Raw genomic sequence first — 17,218 nt, forward strand, 5'->3', positions numbered from 1 at the left:
CCCGTCAGACCTGCGCCTGCGCCAGCCGCAGGCCGTACCGCTGCTCCGCATCCTGCAGCGAGCGCGCAATCGACGGGTGCAGCCGCACCCCGTTCCTGGCCTGCGCTTCCCGACGCTTCAAACCGCCTTCGCCTGGCAGCCGCACAGGCTTGGCCGGGTCGATGGGCACGTTGCCGCGGCACTTCGCCGCCACATGGTCCATCTGGCGCAGGAAGGCGTCCTTGCCGCCGAAGGCATTCAGGTCGTACAGCGTGATGTGCACGGTCGCGCCCCAGCCCTCGGGCGGATCGGCCCGTCCGTGGCCCGCGAGGCCGGCCGTGAGCGTCTCGACCAGCAGCGCCATGCCGTAGCCCTTGTGGCCGTGGCTCAATCCGCCGACCGGCAGCAGCGTGCCGGGCGGCTGGTCGAACAGCACCTGCGGGTCGTTCGACGGCTTGCCGGCAGCGTCGATCAGCCATTCCTCGGCGAAGGTTTCGCCCGCTGCGCGCTTGCGATTGCTCATGCCGTTGGTGGTGATGGAGGCCGAGATGTCGACCATCACGCCGCCTTGCGAGAGCGGAAAACCCATGGCCAGCGGATTCGGCGTGAACACGGCCTGCGTGCCGCCGAAGGGCGCGACGCTGGCGGCATTGGGGTCGGAGCAGGCCAGCAGCATCAGCATGTCTTCCTGCAGCGCGCGCAGCATGTAGACGGCGAGGCAGGCGATGTGGTGGCTGCGGCGGATGACGAGCGAGGCGGTGCCGAGTTCGCGGGCACGCGGAATCAGCAGGTCCATGCCGTGGCCCATGAGCCAGGGACCGGGCAGGCGCTTGCCGTCCCAGAGCACGGCGGCGGGGCGGTCGGACAGCACCTCGGGGGTGCCGTCGCGCGTCATGCCACCGGATTCCAGTTCCTTGACGTACCCGGCCAGCAGCGCGAGGCCATGCGTGTCGTGTCCCAGCAGGTCGCCTTCGACGAGCGTGCGCGCGACGCTGTCGGCCATCGACGCGGCGAGGCCGGCTTTTTGCAGCAGGGCGCTCGCGTAGTCCTTGAGGGCTTCGGCGCGATAGAGCGGGGTGGTGTCGGTCATGTCAGTGGTCCTTGTCTCGTTGGGTCGGTTGTTCTAGGCGCTGTTGTTCAGGGCGCGTGCGCAGGCCACCGGGTACTCCCCTCCGCGAATGTCCCCCGCCTTCGGCTCCTCCTTTATTTCGCTGCGGGGAGCACCCGGTGCCCTGTGCACCATGGGCGTGGCGTTGTGCAGGCCGATCAACAAGTGCTCTGATCGGTCACGCCGGCGTGATCGCACCCCGAACCACGCCCCCAGCCGCTCATTGCAGTATTTCGAGAAGGCGGTCCAGCCCGCCTTCGTTGATTGCAACCATTGCCTGTTCACGCACCTTGGGTTTCGCGTGATAGGCCACCGAGAGGCCGGCTTCGCCCATCATCGGCAGGTCGTTCGCGCCGTCGCCCACGGCGATGGTTTCCTGCGGCGAGATGCCCATGAGCGACGCCACCTCGAGCAGCGTGCGGCGCTTCTCGGCGCCGTCGCAGATGTCGCCCCAGCTCTGCGTGACCACCTCGCCGGTGAGCTTGCCGTCGGCTTCGTCGAGTAGGTTGGAGCGCGCAAAGTCGATGCCCAGCCGGTCCTTCACCCGGTTCGCGAAGAAGGTGAAGCCGCCCGACACCAGCAGCACCTTGAGGCCGGCCGCCTTGCAAGCCGACACCAGCTCGGCCGCGCCTGGGTTGAGCTTCAGGCGCTCGTCGTACACCTGCTGCAGCGCCTCGACCGGCACACCCTGCAACAGCGCCACGCGACGGCGCAGACTTTCCTTGAAGTCCTTGATCTCGCCGCGCATCGTGGCCTCGGTGATGGCGGCGACCTCGGCCTTCTTGCCGACGGCGTCGGCGATCTCGTCGATGCATTCGATGTTGATGAGCGTCGAGTCCATGTCGAAGGCGATCAGCTTGAAGTCGGCGAGCCGCAGCGGCGGTTTTACGCGCTGAATGACGAGGCCGGGGGAGATTTCTTGGGTAGCGCTCATGCGGTGACGGTTTCCTTGACGAGGGGTTGGCCCAGGCTGCGCAGCACGTCGCGCACCATCTGGGCTCGCTCTTTGGGCTCTTTCAGCTCACGCTCGATGCGCAGCTTCTCGTTGCCGGCGAGCTTGATGTGCTTGTTCTTCTGGATCAGCTGGATGATGGCCATGCCATCGACCGGTGCGTCCTTCTTGAACGTGATGTTGATGATGCCCGGCGCCGCATCGACCTTGACCACGCCGTAGGGCCGTGCCAGCACGCGCAGGCGGTGCGTGTCGATCAGCGTCTGCGCCTGCGGCGGCAGCTTGCCGAAGCGGTCGACGATTTCTTCGAGCAGCGTGTCGATCTGGTCGGGCGTCTTCGCCGTGGCCAGCTTCTTGTAGAACGACAGGCGCAGGTGCACGTCGCCGCAGTAGTCGTCGGGCAGCAGGGCGGGCGCGTGCAGGTTGATCTCGGTGGTGACCGACAGCGGCGCCAGCAGGTCGGGTTCCTGTCCGGCCTTGAGCGAGCGCACGGCTTCGCTGAGCATCTCGTTGTAGAGCTGGAAGCCGATCTCCATCATGTTGCCGCTCTGGTTCTCGCCGAGCACCTCGCCGGTGCCGCGAATCTCGAGGTCGTGCATCGCAAGGTAGAAGCCGGAGCCCAGCTCTTCCATCTGCTGGATGGCGTCGAGCCGCTGCGCCGCCTGCTTGGTCAGGCCCTCGGTGTCGGGCACCATGAGGTAGGCATAGGCTTGGTGGTGCGAGCGGCCGACGCGGCCGCGCAACTGGTGCAGCTGCGCCAAGCCGAACTTGTCGGCGCGGCTCATCACGATGGTGTTGGCGGTCGGCACGTCGATGCCGGTCTCGATGATGGTCGAGCACAACAGCAGGTTGTAGCGCTGCGCCACGAAGTCGCGCATCACGCGTTCCAGCTCGCGCTCGGGCATCTGGCCGTGAGCCACGGCGATGCGGGCCTCGGGCAGTATTTCTTCGAGCTTCTGGCGCCGGTTCTCGATGGTCTCGACCTCGTTGTGCAGGAAGTAGACCTGCCCGCCGCGCTTGAGCTCGCGCAGCACGGCCTCGCGGATCACGCCAGTGCCTTCGTTGCGCACGAAGGTCTTGATGGCCAGGCGCCGCTGCGGCGCGGTGGCGATCACGCTGAGGTCGCGCAGGCCTTCGAGCGCCATGCCCAGCGTGCGCGGGATCGGCGTGGCGGTGAGCGTGAGCACGTCGACCTCGGCGCGCATGGCCTTCATCGCCTCCTTGTGGCGCACGCCGAAGCGGTGCTCCTCGTCGATGATGAGCAGGCCCAGGTTCTTGAACTTGACCGACTGCGACAGCAGCTTGTGCGTGCCGACCACGATGTCGACCTGGCCCTCGGCCAGGCCCTTGGCAGCGGCGGTGATTTCCTTGGCCGAGCGGAAGCGGCTCATCTCGGCCACCTTCACGGGCCACTTGGCGAAGCGGTCGACCAGCGTCTGGTAATGCTGCTCGGCCAGCAGCGTGGTGGGCGCGAGGAAGGCCACCTGCTTGCCGCCGGTGACGGCGATGAAGGCGGCGCGCAGCGCCACCTCGGTCTTGCCGAAGCCCACGTCGCCGCACACCAGGCGGTCCATGGGCTGGGGCGAGATCATGTCCTGCACCACGGCGTGGATCGCGGCCTTCTGGTCGGCGGTTTCCTGGAAGCCGAAGTCGTTGGCGAACACCTCGTAGTCGGCCGGCGAGTAGCGGAAGGCATGGCCTTCGCGCGCGGCGCGGCGGGCGTAGATGTTGAGCAGCTCGGCAGCGGAGTCGCGCACCTGCTCGGCGGCCTTTCGCTTGGCCTTTTCCCACTGGCCGGAGCCCAGCTTGTGCAGCGGGGCCTCGTCGGCGCTCACGCCGGTGTAGCGGCTGATCTGGTGCAGCTGCGAAACGGGTACGTAGAGCGTGGCCTTGTCGGCGTACTCCAGGTGCAGCATCTCCTGCAGCAGCGGCTTGCCGTCGGGACCGTTGCCCTGGCCGAGGTCCATATGGATCAGGCCGCGGTAGCGGCCGATGCCGTGCGCCGTGTGGACCACGGGGTCGCCGACGTTGAGTTCCGACAGGTCCTTGATCAGCGCCTCGACATCGCTGACCTGCTCCTGCTTCTTGTTGCGCCGGCGCGTGGTGGGCGCGGTGGCGAACAGCTCGGTCTCGGTGACGAGGTCGATGCCCTGTTCGCGCCAGGCGAAGCCCGAGGCCAGCGCGGCAGTGGCGATGCCGATCTTCTCGTCGGCGGAGGCTTCGAACTCGGCCAGCGAATCGAAGGCCGGCGGGCTCACGCCGCTGGCGCGCAGGAAGTCGAGCAAGCTCTCGCGGCGGCCGTCGCTCTCGGCGATCAGCAGCACGCGGTGCGGCGTGGCCCTGATGTGGGCCTTGAGCCCGACCAGCGGGTCTTCCGCGCCGCGCACCACGGCGAAGGGCGGCAGCTTGTCGAACTCGGCGTAGGGCGCTTCGGTGGGCACGTCGCCACGAATGGCGAGCTGCGCGTGCGGCTTGGCGCGCTGGTAGAACTGCTCGGCATTCAGGAACAGCGCCTCGGGCGGCAGGGCGGGGCGCTCGGGGTCGCCGCGCACCAGCCGGTAGCGCTCGTTCGTGTCCTGCCAGAAATGCTGGAACGCAGGTTCGAGGTCGCCGTGCAGCACCACCGTGGCGTCTGCGCCCAGGTAGTCGAACACCGTGGCCGTCTCGTCGAAGAACAGCGGCAGGTAGTACTCGATGCCGGCGGTGGCCACGCCGTTGCCCATGTCCTTGTAGATGCGGCTCTTGGTCGGGTCGCCCTCGAGCAGTTCGCGCCAGCGGCTGCGAAAGCGCGCCCGCGCGTCGTCGTCCATCGGGAATTCGCGGCCCGGCAGAAGCCGCACCTCGGGCACGGGGTAGAGGCTGCGCTGGGTGTCCGGGTCGAAGGTGCGGATCGTGTCGATCTCGTCGTCGAACAGGTCGACGCGGAACGGCACCGGCGAGCCCATGGGGAACAGGTCGATCAGGCCGCCGCGCACCGCATATTCGCCCGGGCTCACCACCTGCGTCACGTGGGTGTAGCCGGCCAGCGTGAGCTGGGCCTTGAGCTTCGATTCCTCGAGCTTCTGCTTGGCTTTGAAGTGGAAGGTGTAGCCGGCCAGGAAGGCCGGGGGTGCGAGGCGGTAGAGGGCGGTGGTGGCGGGCACCAGCACCACGTCGGCCTCCTTCTGGCTGATGCGCCAGAGGGTGGCCAGGCGCTCGCTGATCAGGTCCTGGTGGGGCGAGAAGCTGTCGTAGGGCAGCGTTTCCCAGTCGGGGAACAGGGCGCAGCGCAGCTCGGGCGCGAAGAAGGCGATTTCGTCGATCAGGCGCTGGGCGTCGTTGGCGTCGGCCGTGAACATCGCCGTGGCGCGCCCGGCGGCTTTCTCGCGCATGGCCAACTGCGCCAGCAGCAGGGCATCGGCCGACAACGGGGGGCGCGGCAGCGTGAAACGCTTGCCCGCCGTGAGGTGGGGGAGGTCCATGGAACGCTTACTGGAAATGCACAACACCCCGCGCCGGTTGGCGAGGGGTGTGCGTAGCGGTCGATTCTAGAATGGCGGCCCCTTATTCGCTTGCTGGCCAGCGCCGGCGCCGGGCCCTCATGTCCTCTTCCCGACTTTTCGTGCTGATTCCGTGTGCCGGCTCCGGCCATCGCGCGGGGCATGCGCAGTCCACGCTGCCCAAGCAGTATCGGCGGCTGGCCGGCCTGCCGATGGTGGCCCACACGCTGGAGGCTTTCCGCGCGCTGGCGGGGCGCTTCGCGGGGCTGGCGCTGGTGGTGTCGCCGGACGATCGCGACGTGGATGCGGTGCTGCCGCGCTTTCCCGCCGAGAACGAATACCTGCTGCGCGTGGGCGGCGTGACCCGCGCGGCCACGGTGCGCAACGGCCTGGTGGCACTTCGGCAGAAGGGCGCCGGCGCGCACGACTGGGTGCTGGTGCACGACGCGGCGCGCTGCCTCGTCACGTCGAGCCAGATCGAGGCGCTGATCGCGGCCTGCGAGCACGACGCCGTCGGCGGCCTGCTGGCGCACCGGCTGGCGGACACGCTGAAGGCGTCGACGGCCGAGAGCCGCGTGGCCCAGACGCTGTCGCGCGCCGACAAGTGGCTGGCGCAGACGCCGCAGATGTTCCGCATCGGCATGCTGCTCGACGCGCTGGAGCGCACGGGCGACACCGTGACCGACGAGGCCAGCGCCATCGAAGCCATCGGCCTGTCGCCGCTGCTGGTGCAGGGCAGCGCGCAGAACTTCAAGGTGACGTTCCCCGAGGACTTCGCATTGGCCGAGGCGGTCCTGCAGGGCCGCAAGAAGGGCATTGCATGACGAGCGCCTTCAACATCCGTGTCGGCGAGGGCTGGGATATTCACCAACTGGTGGCGGGGCGCAAGCTGATCCTGGGCGGTGTCGAGGTGCCGCATACCACCGGCCTGCTGGGACATTCCGATGCCGACGTGCTGCTGCACGCCATCACCGACGCCCTGCTGGGTGGCGCGGGGCTCGGCGACATCGGCCGGCATTTTCCGGATACCGACGAGCAGTTCCGGGGTGCCGATTCGTCGGTGCTGCTGGCCGAGGCGGCGCGCCGGGTGCGCGCGGCGGGCTGGGAGATCGGCAACGTCGACAGCACCGTGATCGCGCAGGCGCCCAAGCTCGCGCCGCACATTCCGCTCATGTGCCAGCGCATTGCCGGCACGCTGGGCATTGCGGTCGACCAGGTGAACGTGAAAGCCAAGACGGCCGAGAAGCTCGGCCCGGTGGGCGAGGGCCGCGCGATGGAAGCCCGCGCGGCCGTACTTCTGCATCGCTGAGGCCTCCGCAGGCTCAGGCCGGCTTCCTGCCTCCCGGCAGTTCGCCCGGCTTCGGTGCCGGCATCGCGCGCGGCATCCGGATGTGCGCCGCCAGGCCGCGGCCCGGTGTGCTGGTCAGCGCGAAGGTGCCGCCCATGCGCTCGATGTTCTTCGCCACGATCGACAGGCCCAGGCCCGCGCCGGCCGCCGAGGTGCGCGCCGTGTCGCCGCGGAAGAAGGGCTTGGTCAGCTGCGAGAGCAGGGCGGGCTCGACGCCTGCGCCGTGGTCGCGCACCTTGATCAGCACCGCGTCGTTGTTGGCCTGCGCCTGGATCGTGACGTCGGCCACGCCCGTGGAGGGCGATTTGCCATAGCGCCGCGCGTTCTCGACCAGGTTGGAGATCACGCGCGTGAGCTCGACCTCGTCGCCCATCACGCGCAGGTCGGACGGAACCTCGACCTTGATGTTCATCTCCTCGTAGTCCTGCACCGCATAGGTGCAGGCGTCGACCACGTCGCGCAGCAGCACCGGGCGCGGATCGACATGGTCGGGGCGCGCGTAGTCGAGGAACTTGTCGATGATCGCGTCGAGCTGGGCGATGTCGGCCGCCATGTGGTCGCGCGCGTCCTCGTCGGCGACGCTCATCTCGGTTTCCAGCCGCAGCCGGGCCAGCGGCGTGCGCAGGTCGTGCGAGATGCCGGCCAGCATGATGGCGCGGTCCTGCTCGATCTTGGCGAGCTGGTCCGCCATGCGGTTGAAGCCGATGTTGACGGCGCGGATCTCGTTGGTGCGGGCTCGCTCGTCAAGCCGGTGCGCCTCGTACTCGCCTTCGCGCACCTGCATGGTCGCGCGCGACAGCTGCTTGAGCGGCAGGTTGATGAGCCGCGTGATCAGCGCGGCGCCGGCCAGCGAGAGCGCCATCGCCGTGCTGAGCCAGACCAGCCAGGTGCGCCCTCCCACGCGGCTGAAGCGCGTCGGGTCGAGCAGCAGCCAGTAGGTGTCGCTCTCGATGGTGAAGCCGATCCAGAGACCCGCCTCGTCGTTCACGCGGCTGGCCACCGTGGTGCCTTCACCGAGCTGCTCGATCAGCTCCTCGGTCACGCGCAGGTCGAGCGCGCCGCTGGTGTAGGGCTGGAACCGGTCGTTGGGTTCGCGCGGCAGGATGCGCACGCCTTCCTGGTCGGCCAGCGTCTTGATCAGCGACACCCGGGTGATCGCGTCCGAATACACCAGCGCCGCGCGCGTGAGGTTCACGAGCGAGGCGATCTGGTGCGCGGTCTGGATGGCGCGCGGCTCGTATTCGAGCGAGCGGAAAGTCTGCAGCCAGGCGACCGTGCAGCCGATGAGCAGCAGCGCCAGCAGAAAGAAGGTGCGCCAGAAAAGGCTGAAACCCAGCTTGAGGCCGGGGCGGCGGTCACGTTGCGCGCTCGCTTCGAGCGGGCTCGGCATCGTGACCTGCACGCCGTCCTCCTGGGCCGCGCCGGGTCTGGTGGGTTGGCCGACGGCCACCTGTCAACGGCGCGTCAGGCCGTGCCGTCCGGCACGAACACGTAGCCGACGCCCCAGACGGTCTGGATGTAGCGCGGCGCCGCGGCGTCGGACTCGACCAGCTTGCGCAGGCGCGAGATCTGCACGTCCAGGCTGCGGTCGAAGGGCTCGAACTCGCGCCCGCGCGCCAGCTGGGCCAGCTTTTCGCGCGACAGCGGTTGACGCGGATGGCGCACGAGCGCCTTCAGCATCGCGAACTCGCCGGTGGTCAGCGAGAGTTCTTCGCCATCCTTCTTCAGGGTGCGCGAGCCGAGGTCGAAGGCGAACGGGCCGAAAGTGACGGTCTCGTTCTCGGTAGATGGGGCGCCCGGCGCTTCCAGCGGCGGACGGCGGCGCAGCACGGCGTGCACACGGGCCAGCAGTTCGCGCGGATTGAAAGGCTTGCCGAGATAGTCGTCGGCGCCGACTTCGAGGCCGACGATGCGGTCCACGTCCTCGCCCTTGGCGGTGAGCATGATGATCGGGGTGCGGTCGTTGGCGGCCCGCAGGCGGCGGCAGACCGAGAGACCGTCTTCGCCGGGCATCATCAGGTCGAGCACGATCAGGTCGACCGTGTCGCGCAACAGGATGCGGTTGAGCGCCTTGCCGTCCTCGGCCACGATCACTTCGAAACCTTCCTGCGTCAGGTAGCGGCGCAGGAGGTCGCGGATGCGGGCGTCGTCGTCGACGATCACGATCTTGTCGGTGCGAGCGGGAACTTGAGTCATTTCTACAACGATGAATTTGTAACAGGGCCGATTCTGAAGGCGTTAAGCCTCCGTTGAGCCGGATTTACTTATGGTTTGACACTAAGTTACAAAACTTGCGGACGCTCGCGGTCTGGTCATCCGACGTTAGCGGGGAGGTGGCAAAGTCCCATTTCCTGATGATTTGCGCTCAATGAGACGTCCATTTTTCGCCCTCCCGTTCATCCTCGTTTTCGCCTGCGGTCCGGCGCTGGCGATGTCCGGCGATTTCTTCAGGGTGGGCGACGTGCGCCGCAGCGAAGTCCGGGACGCGGTGGCGGCACATCGTGCCGCGCAGCGCGAGGAGGTCCGCCGCGAACAGGCGGCCGCCGGCAGGCGCCTGACCGCCGCCGAACTGTTCGAGCTGCGGCAGCAGGTTCGCGGCCAATGGACCCCGCCCGCGACGGGTGCTTTGCTCAATTCGGCAGAATCGCAGCCGGCCGAGCGGATCGTGCCGGTGCCACCGCCCGCAGCTCGCCCGTCCTTGACTGCACCGCGCAGCCAGCGCCGCTGATGCGTGGGCCTGCGGGGCGCAGGCTTGTCTTTTCATACCAATTCAGGGGAGTACTTCGTCTTGAAGAAAACAATCAAATTGCTCGCGGCGTGCGCCGCCCTGGCCGCCGCCGACACCGCACTGGCCCAGAACGCCGCTGCGCCGGTACCGCAGAACGTGCTGCAGTTGGCGGCTTCCGGTACGGTCGAAGTGCAGCAGGACATGCTGAGCATGACGCTCGTGACCACCCGCGACGCCCCTGACGCGGCCGCCGTGCAGACGCAGCTGAAGGCCGCGCTCGACGCGGCCCTGGCCGAAGCGAAGAAGAACGCCCAGGCGGGCCAGCTCGACGTGCGCACCGGCAACTTCAGCCTGTCGCCGCGCTATTCCAAGGACGGCAAGATCAACGGTTGGCAGGGCTCGACCGAGCTGGTGCTCGAGGGGCGCGACTTCCCGCGCATCACCCAGACGGCCGGCCGCATCACGACGCTCAGCGTGGGCAACGTGGGCTTCGGCTTGAGCCGCGAGCAGCGCGCCAAGACCGAAACCGAGGCGCAGAACATCGCCATCGAGAACTTCAAGCAGAAGGCCGGCGAGCTGGCCAAGGGCTTCGGCTTCAGCGGCTACACGCTGCGCGAGGTATCGGTGAACGCGAACGACGGTGGTCCGATCCGCCCGCGCATGATGGCGGTGCAGGCCAAGTCGTTCTCGTCCGACTCGACGGTGCCGGTCGAAGCCGGCAAGACCAGCGTGGTGGTGAACGTGTCGGGCTCGGTGCAGCTCAAGTAAGGGGCGCGCGTACCGGCAGGCTACCCTTTATTGGGCAGTCCAGCCGCCATCCATGGCCCAGGCGACGCCTCGCACCTGATCGGCCGCCGGCGAGCACAGGAAGACGGCCAGGCCGCCCAGCTGCTCGACGGTGGTGAACTGCAGCGATGGCTGCTTTTCGCCCAGCAGCTCGTTCTGCGCCTGCGCCGCCGTGATGCCTTCGCGCGCCGCGCGGTCGTCGATCTGCTTTTGCACCAGCTGGGTCAGCACCCAGCCGGGGCAGATTGCGTTGGCAGTGACGCCGGTGGTCGCGGTTTCGAGCGCGACCGACTTGGTCAGGCCGACGATGCCGTGCTTGGCGGCCACATAGGCCGATTTCTGCGCGGATGCCACGAGGCCATGGGCCGACGCAATATTGATGACGCGGCCCCAGTTGGCTTCGCGCATCGCGGGAATCGCCAGCCGTGTCGTATGAAATGCGCTGGTGAGATTGATCGCGATGATCGCGTCCCAGCGTTCGGTGGGGAAGTCTTCGACCTTGGCCACATGCTGGATGCCGGCGTTGTTCACGAGGATGTCGACGCGGCCGAACTTCGACGCGGCGAACTTCATCATGTCTTCGATCTGTTCGGGTTTGCTCATGTCTGCGCCGTGGTACTCGGCGCGTACGCCGAGCGCCTCGATCTGGGCCTTGGGAGCTTCGGCATCGCCGAAGCCGTTGAGCACGATGTGTGCGCCCTGCTGGGCGAGAGCCTTGGCGATGGCGAGGCCAATGCCACTGGTGGACCCCGTGACAAGCGCGGTTTTGCCTTTGAGCATGAAGATCAATCTCCGGATGAATTAGGATGCGACGAGACAATTATCCGCACCAGGACGACTTCGTTTTCATGACAGAACCGACGCTTCATTACGTGGCGTGCGATGACGCCCAAGGCGGCCATCGCATGGCCTATTGGCAATGGGGCGACGCGCGCAGTGCGCATGTCGTGATCTGCGTGCACGGGCTGACCCGGCAGGGCCGCGATTTCGACCTGTTGGCCCAGGCCATCGTGGCGCGCGCTGGCGGCAATGTGCGCGTGGTCTGCCCCGACGTGGTGGGCCGTGGGCGCAGCGACTGGCTGCGCGACCCCGCTTTCTATCAGGTGCCGGTGTATGCGGCCGACATGGTCGCGTTGATCGCGCAGCTCCATCGCGAGCAGGCCATCGGCACGCTCGACTACCTCGGCACCAGCATGGGCGGACTGATCGGCTTCGTGCTCGCAGGCCACAAGGAGCTGCCGCTGGCGCGGCCCATCCGCCGCTTCGTCGCGAACGATGTTGGTCCGACGATCGAGCCGGCCGCAGTGCAGCGCATCGGCGCCTACGTAGGGAAGAACGGTTCCTACGCGAGCGTGCAAGCGGCGGCCGATGCCATGTGGACGCTGTCGACCAGCTTCGGCCCGCACACGCCCGCGCAGTGGCTGGCGCTGTCGCAGCACATGGTGGTGCCCGCGTCGCAGCGCACGGCCGATGGTTCGGCCAAGGCCGAGGCTGGCGGCGACGAGGGGGCCTGGCTGCTTCACTACGACCCTGCCATCGGCGTGGCGCTGCGCGCCATCACGCCCGAGGCCGCGGCGCAGGGCGGCGCGATCATGTGGAGCCTGTACGACGCCATCGAGGCGCGCACGCTCGTCACGCGCGGCGCCGAATCGGATCTGTTGTCGCGCGAAACCGCGCTGGCCATGACACAGCGCGGCCCGCGCGCTACGCTGGTCGAGTTCGAAGGCGTGGGCCACGCGCCGACCTTTGTCGATCCCCTGCAGATCGCCGCAGTCACCAACTTCCTGTTCGATTGATTGATTGAAGCGTGAAGCGCGATTCCTCGAGTCTCCAGACGGCACCCATGTCCGACGCGGCCATGGTCGACTATCCGTTGTCCGCGGCAACGGCCGACCGTGCGCCGGTGATGGAAAACATGCTGGCGCGCGCGCGTGCGTTCGCCGAACCGCTGATCGCCGACGAGAAGCTCGATACGGGCGAGAACTCGCTCGCGCACGCCGACGCGGTGGCCGCCATCGTCGCGAAGATGGGTGGCTCCGAGGCCATGCAGGCGGCGAGCTACCTGGTTTATTCGTGCCAGCACCTGAACCGCCCGCAGGAGGTGATCGCCAAGGTGTTCGGCGACAACTTCGCGGCGCTCGCCGTCGAGACGACCAAGCTGGTGCGCGTGCAGGAGCAGGCCCGCTCCGCCTCGCAGGGGCATCACGTCGAAGGCGCGGGCGCGCAGACCGAGAACGTGCGCAAGATGCTGCTTGCGTTCTCGCGCGACCTTCGCGTGGTGATGCTGCGGCTGGCTTCGCGCCTGCAGACGCTGCGGCATGCGGCCGCAAGCAAGCAGCCTGCGCCCGAGAGCGTAGCGCGCGAGTCGTTGCAGGTGTTCGCGCCGCTGGCCAACCGGCTGGGCATCTGGCAGGTGAAGTGGGAGATCGAGGACCTCTCGTTCCGCTTCCTCGAGCCTGAAACCTACAAGCTGATCGCGCGCCTGCTCGACGAAAAGCGCATCGAGCGCGAAGGGCACATCGAGCAACTGCGCTCGCAGCTCGAGCGCGAACTGCAAGCCGAAGGCGTCAAGGCCACTGTGCAGGGGCGCCCCAAGAACATCTACAGCATCGTCAAGAAGATGCGCGGCAAGTCGCTCGACTTCGAGCAGGTCTTCGACATCCTTGCACTGCGCGTGGTGGTGCCCGACGTCAAGGATTGCTATGCGGCGCTGGCGTGGGTGCATTCGCACTTCCAGCCGATCGACGAGGAGTTCGACGACTACATCGCGCGGCCCAAGCCCAACGGCTATCAGTCGCTGCACACGGTGGTGCGCGAGCTGGTGGATGGCAAGGCGGGCAAACCGATCGAGATCCAGATCCGCACCGAAGAAATGCATGACCACGCCGAGCATGGCGTGGCGGCGCACTGGGCCTACAAGGAAGCGGGCCACAAGGGCTACGCAGGCGTATGGGCGAGTGGCGAGTACGACGCGAAGATTGCGGTGCTTCGGCAACTGCTGGCGTGGGAGCGCGATCTGTCGGGCGGCCTGCAGGGTCAGGGCCTGTTCGACGACCGCATCTATGTGCTGACACCGGATGCCGCCATCGTCGAGTTGCCGCAGGGTGCGACGCCGGTCGACTTTGCCTACACCGTGCACACCACGCTGGGCCATCGCTGCCGTGGAGCGCGCGTCGATGGTGCGATGGTGCCGTTGAACACGCCGCTGTCGAACGGGCAGACGGTCGAGATCATTGCGGCCAAGGAGGGCGGGCCGTCGCGCGACTGGCTCAATGCGGAGCTGGGCTATCTGGCCAGCCACCGTGCGCGCGCGAAGGTGCGCGCATGGTTCAACGCACAGATCACGCACGAGACCGTGGCGCGCGGACGCGAAGCGGTCGAGAAGTTGCTGCAGCGCGAAGGCAAGACTGCGGTGCGGCTCGAAGACCTAGCGTCGCAGCTCGGCTTCAAGTCGGCGGACCATCTGTTCGAAGTGGTGGGCAAGGACGAGTTCTCGCTGCGCAACATCGAGACGCTGCTGCGTCCGCCCGAGCCCGCACCGGGGCCAGACGACGGCGTGCTTATCAAGAAGGCGCGCGGCAGCGAAAAATCGGGCAAGGGTGGCGTGCTGGTGGTGGGCGTGTCTTCATTGATGACGCAGCTCGCCAAGTGCTGCAAGCCCGCGCCGCCCGATGCGATTCGCGGCTTCGTCACGCGAGGTCATGGCGTCAGCGTGCACCGCGGCGATTGCAGCAACTTCCGCACGATGGCCGCGAAGGATGGCGAGCGCGTCATCGATGTGGAGTGGGGCGTTGCGAAGAAGGGTGCCGACGCACCTGTGTATGCGGTGGACGTGGCCGTCGAGGCGGCCGACCGCCAAGGGCTGCTGCGCGATATCTCCGACGTATTCGCGCGCGAGAAGATGAACGTCATCGGCGTGCAGACGCAGTCGATCAAGGGCACGGCGTGGATGACGTTCACTGTTGAAATCGCCGACGCCGCGCGGCTCACGCAGGTCCTTGGACTGGTCACTGCAGTTATTGGTGTGCGATCTGCACGTCGTCGCTGAAAAGCGCGTTTTCTCCTGCTACAATAGCTGCTTCTCGGACACATCCTTAGGCGCGTAGCTCAGCTGGTTAGAGCACCACCTTGACATGGTGGGGGTCGTTGGTTCGAGTCCAATCGCGCCTACCAATTTCTGCTTCAGCCCCGGCCAACCACCGGACCCGTTGAACAGAGCATGCACCGGGTTCCCCGGTGCGCATATCGTCCCATTTGCGGTGATTCAGAAGAAGCCCTCGGCCATGTTGTTGTGCTACCTTGGCCTCTCTGCATCCTCATTCCATTTTTCTTGACAAGCGATCCGATGAATACGCGATCAACGCTGGTTGATCGGGCTCATGCCGACAAGCGCCTTGCGGCGCTGATGAGGCAGGCTCCCATCGAGTTTGCGCGTGCTGTCTACGGCATCAACGACCACGCGGGCGGACGCACCGACACGATGGCGGCGCGCGAAGTGGCGCGTGCCCAACGCCAGGGCATGCCCTTGACCGAAGAGCGCGCCGAACAGCGCGCTCGTGCCTACCTGCCGACCGTGGGGCAGGAGCACTGTCCGCGCTGCTGGGTGGTCTACGGGCAAAAAACACCGCTGCGTTTTCGGGAGGCCGACGAAGAGCGGCCCGAGTCGGCCGCCTGCCATGCGTGCGGCGCGGAGTACGCAACATCGTTGGATTGAGGAAGGCGGCGAGCCCGGTCAGGGTAAACCTTGTCGCGGCGCAACAAAACCGCTCCCTAGAATCATCCGATGACATGGGCGTCCATGTGAAGGAGTCCGCAGTGCAGAGCAAGAAGTCCGGGGTCAAGCCGGTACAGCGTGTGATCAAGAAGTACCCCAACCGAAGGCTCTACGACACCGAGACATCCACGTATATCACGCTGACCGAGGTGAAGCAGCTGGTCATCCAGAACGCCCAGTTCGTGGTGCGCGATGCCAAGACGGGCGACGACCTCACTCGCAGCATCCTGCTGCAGATCATTCTCGAAGAAGAGGCGGGCGGCGCGCCGATGTTCACCGAGCAGGTGCTGGCCAACATCATCCGGTTCTATGGGCAGGCTATGCAGGGCTACATGGGGCCGTATCTCGAGAAGAACATCCAGGCCATGACCGAGGTGCAGGCGCAGTTGGCCGAAAAGGCCGAGGGGCTGACGCCCGAAATGTGGTCGCGCTTCATGACCATGCAGTCTCCGATGCTGCAGGGGCTGATGGGCAATTACGTCGAGCAATCGAAGAACGTTTTCTTGCAGATGCAGGAGCAGATGCAGAAAAACACCGAACAGGTACTGGGGGCCTTTGGCATCAAGCGCCCTTGAATACCCAGCCGTCACCGATAGCTGGGACAATAGAGGCATATGAGCGAAGTTGCCTCCCCCGAACGTACGGCCACGCCGGCCGCCCCCAAGGTCGGATTCGTGAGCCTGGGCTGCCCCAAGGCCCTTACCGATTCCGAACTGATCCTGACCCAGCTGAGTGCTGAGGGTTATCAAACCGCCAAGACTTTCGAAGGCGCCGATCTGGTGATCGTCAACACCTGCGGCTTCATCGACGATGCCGTGAAGGAGAGCCTGGACACCATCGGTGAGGCTTTGGCCGAGAACGGCCGCGTGATCGTCACTGGCTGCCTGGGCGCCAAGACTGGCGATCAGGGGGGCAACCTGGTGCGCCAGATGCACCCGAGCGTGCTGGCCGTGACCGGTCCGCATGCCACGCAGGAGGTGATGGATGCGGTGCATGCGAACCTGCCGAAGCCGCACGACCCGTTCATCGACCTGGTGCCGAACACCTTCGGCGTTGCCGGCCTCAAGCTGACGCCGCGCCACTACGCCTACCTGAAGATCAGCGAGGGCTGCAACCATCGCTGCACCTTCTGCATCATTCCCTCGATGCGCGGCGACCTCGTGTCGCGGCCGGTCGGAGATGTTCTGAGCGAGGCGAAGGCCCTGTTCGAAGGCGGCGTGAAAGAACTGCTGGTGATCAGCCAGGACACTTCGGCCTATGGCGTCGACGTGAAGTACCGCACCGGGTTCTGGGATGGCAAGCCGGTCAAGACCCGCATGCTCGAATTGGTGCGCACGCTGGGTGAAATCGCCGAGCCGTATGGCGCGTGGGTTCGCCTGCACTATGTGTACCCGTACCCGAGCGTCGACGAGATCATTCCTCTGATGGCGAGTGGCCAGGTGCTGCCGTACCTCGACGTGCCATTGCAGCACAGCCATCCCGATGTGCTGAAGCGCATGAAGCGTCCGGCCAGTGGCGAGAAGAATCTGGAGCGGCTGGCGCGCTGGCGCGAGGTGTGCCCGGAGCTTGTGATCCGCAGCACCTTCATCGCCGGTTTTCCTGGCGAGACGGAGCAGGAATTCGAGCATCTGCTCGACTTCATCCGGGAAGCCGAGATCGACCGTGCCGGTTGCTTTGCCTACAGCCCGGTCGAGGGCGCGACCGCCAACGACATTCCCGGCATGCTGCCCGAGCCGGAGCGTGAAGCGCGTCGCGCTCGCTTCATGGAGGTGGCGGAGGCCGTATCAATCGCCAAGCTGCGGAAGCGTGTTGGCTCGACGATGCAGGTGCTGGTCGATTCGGCGCCGGGCATGGGCCGCAAGGGTGGGGTGGGGCGCACGTACGCCGATGCGCCGGAGATCGACGGCACGGTTCGCCTGCTGCCGCCCGAGAAGATCAGCAAGACGCTGAAGGTGGGCGAGTTCACTCGCGCCCGCATCGTGGGCGCCGAGGGCCATGACCTGATCGCGCTGCCTGTTTGATGCTTCAGATTCAAGCGGATAAGAAAAAAGCCACCGGAGGCCG

The 17,218-nt window shown here is 66.7% G+C and carries 15 protein-coding genes and 1 tRNA gene; 10 read left to right on the plus strand and 6 right to left on the minus strand.

The window, feature by feature from the left end; genetic code table 11:
* Positions 1 to 4: 4 nt before the first annotated feature.
* The 3 genes from ASD05_RS12815 to mfd all read right to left on the minus strand — a co-directional run bounded on the left by ASD05_RS12815 (position 5) and on the right by mfd (position 5,500).
* Complete coding sequence (locus ASD05_RS12815; protein ID WP_056592600.1) at positions 5 to 1,069, minus strand: Ldh family oxidoreductase; 1,065 nt, start codon at positions 1,067 to 1,069, stop codon at positions 5 to 7.
* Between the two features lie 238 nt (positions 1,070 to 1,307).
* Complete coding sequence (serB, locus tag ASD05_RS12820; protein WP_056592603.1) at positions 1,308 to 2,021, minus strand: phosphoserine phosphatase SerB; 714 nt, start codon at positions 2,019 to 2,021, stop codon at positions 1,308 to 1,310.
* Positions 2,018 to 5,500, minus strand: a complete 3,483-nt coding sequence (gene mfd, locus ASD05_RS12825; RefSeq protein WP_056592606.1) for a transcription-repair coupling factor — start codon at positions 5,498 to 5,500, stop codon at positions 2,018 to 2,020. The genes serB and mfd overlap by 4 nt, the downstream gene beginning before the upstream one ends.
* 119 nt (positions 5,501 to 5,619) lie before the next feature.
* Between mfd and ispD the strand changes: the two genes are divergently transcribed.
* Positions 5,620 to 6,342, plus strand: a complete 723-nt coding sequence (gene ispD / locus ASD05_RS12830) for a 2-C-methyl-D-erythritol 4-phosphate cytidylyltransferase (protein WP_056592608.1) — start codon at positions 5,620 to 5,622, stop codon at positions 6,340 to 6,342.
* Entirely contained in the window at positions 6,339 to 6,827 is a 489-nt protein-coding gene (ispF, locus tag ASD05_RS12835; protein WP_007837020.1) for a 2-C-methyl-D-erythritol 2,4-cyclodiphosphate synthase, read from the plus strand. Before ispD ends, ispF begins: the two co-directional genes overlap by 4 nt.
* Before the next feature lie 13 nt (positions 6,828 to 6,840).
* On the opposite strand, the gene ASD05_RS12840 is transcribed toward ispF, so the two are convergent.
* The gene (locus ASD05_RS12840) at positions 6,841 to 8,256 is read right to left on the minus strand and encodes a sensor histidine kinase (protein ID WP_056594344.1); all 1,416 of its coding nucleotides are present in this window, start codon (positions 8,254 to 8,256) and stop codon (positions 6,841 to 6,843) included.
* Between the two features lie 74 nt (positions 8,257 to 8,330).
* On the minus strand, positions 8,331 to 9,062 hold the full coding sequence (gene ompR / locus ASD05_RS12845; RefSeq protein WP_007837017.1) for a two-component system response regulator OmpR: 732 nt from the start codon (positions 9,060 to 9,062) through the stop codon (positions 8,331 to 8,333).
* Between the two features lie 172 nt (positions 9,063 to 9,234).
* On the opposite strand from ompR, the gene ASD05_RS12850 reads away from it, so the two are divergent.
* Together ASD05_RS12850 and ASD05_RS12855 are read left to right on the plus strand one after the other, a co-directional pair.
* A complete protein-coding gene (locus ASD05_RS12850) occupies positions 9,235 to 9,594 on the plus strand; it encodes a hypothetical protein (protein WP_056592612.1) in 360 nt (119 codons plus the stop codon).
* Between the two features lie 60 nt (positions 9,595 to 9,654).
* Positions 9,655 to 10,362, plus strand: coding sequence for an SIMPL domain-containing protein (locus ASD05_RS12855; RefSeq protein WP_056592615.1), 708 nt, complete (start codon positions 9,655 to 9,657; stop codon positions 10,360 to 10,362).
* Positions 10,363 to 10,389: 27 nt separating this feature from the next.
* On the opposite strand, the gene ASD05_RS12860 is transcribed toward ASD05_RS12855, so the two are convergent.
* A complete protein-coding gene (locus ASD05_RS12860) occupies positions 10,390 to 11,160 on the minus strand; it encodes a 3-hydroxybutyrate dehydrogenase (protein ID WP_056594347.1) in 771 nt (256 codons plus the stop codon).
* Positions 11,161 to 11,186: 26 nt separating this feature from the next.
* Here ASD05_RS12860 and ASD05_RS12865 point away from each other — a divergent pair, with 26 nt between their 5' ends.
* The 6 genes from ASD05_RS12865 (at position 11,187) to rimO (ending at position 17,175) form a co-directional block, all read left to right on the plus strand.
* Entirely contained in the window at positions 11,187 to 12,176 is a 990-nt protein-coding gene (locus ASD05_RS12865) for an alpha/beta fold hydrolase (protein ID WP_056592619.1), read from the plus strand.
* Between the two features lie 47 nt (positions 12,177 to 12,223).
* On the plus strand, positions 12,224 to 14,428 hold the full coding sequence (locus ASD05_RS12870; protein ID WP_056592622.1) for a RelA/SpoT family protein: 2,205 nt from the start codon (positions 12,224 to 12,226) through the stop codon (positions 14,426 to 14,428).
* A gap of 48 nt (positions 14,429 to 14,476) precedes the next feature.
* Positions 14,477 to 14,553: transfer RNA gene (locus tag ASD05_RS12875), tRNA-Val, on the plus strand.
* Positions 14,554 to 14,710: 157 nt separating this feature from the next.
* On the plus strand, positions 14,711 to 15,094 hold the full coding sequence (locus ASD05_RS12880; RefSeq protein WP_235507954.1) for a hypothetical protein: 384 nt from the start codon (positions 14,711 to 14,713) through the stop codon (positions 15,092 to 15,094).
* 74 nt (positions 15,095 to 15,168) lie between these two features.
* Positions 15,169 to 15,729 (plus strand): polyhydroxyalkanoate synthesis repressor PhaR, encoded by a 561-nt coding sequence (gene phaR / locus ASD05_RS12885; RefSeq protein ID WP_007837005.1) that lies wholly within the window; start codon positions 15,169 to 15,171, stop codon positions 15,727 to 15,729.
* 39 nt (positions 15,730 to 15,768) lie between these two features.
* Entirely contained in the window at positions 15,769 to 17,175 is a 1,407-nt protein-coding gene (gene rimO, locus ASD05_RS12890) for a 30S ribosomal protein S12 methylthiotransferase RimO (protein ID WP_056592627.1), read from the plus strand.
* The last annotated feature ends 43 nt before the right edge of the window (positions 17,176 to 17,218 follow it).

This window comes from Variovorax sp. Root434, from assembly GCF_001426595.1.
Classification (GTDB): Bacteria; Pseudomonadota; Gammaproteobacteria; order Burkholderiales; family Burkholderiaceae_C; genus Variovorax.